This is a genomic window from Saccharothrix sp. ST-888 (genome assembly GCF_000955975.1).
GTDB lineage: Bacteria > Actinomycetota > Actinomycetes > Streptomycetales > Streptomycetaceae > Kitasatospora.
The window spans coordinates 1-339 of record NZ_JYJF01000677.1; the positions used below are offsets into that span (position 1 = coordinate 1).

The following is a 339-nucleotide window of genomic DNA, read 5'->3' on the forward strand; positions in this document are numbered from 1 at the left end:
ACACCCGCACCGGTCTGGCCGGGCTGGAGACCGTCCCGTAGGTGACCATCGTCCCCGTCCCGGACCTGTGGACCAAGTAGACGGTGGCCGCAGCCTGCGCAGCCGTCATGCCCCGAATCGTGAGCCACTGCGTGAAGCTGCGCAACCGGCTCGCCCTGCTCCAACCGCCGCCCGCCACCTCACCGGGCGCGCTGCCGGCGGTTCTCACGAGTCTGGCGTCCCCGGATTCGGACGATGCGTCGTTCACCACCCTGTACTACCCCTGGCTGCACGTCCCGGGCGTGGACGGCACCCCCCGCACCGTCCCACCCTCCGGCCACATCGCCGGCGTCTGGGCCC

At 72.0% G+C, this 339-nt stretch carries 1 pseudogene; it reads left to right on the forward strand.

Features of this window, described 5'->3' with window-relative positions:
* Window positions 1–119: 119 nt before the first annotated feature.
* A pseudogene (locus UK12_RS37165) lies at window positions 120–339 on the forward strand (phage tail sheath family protein); the annotation flags it as partial.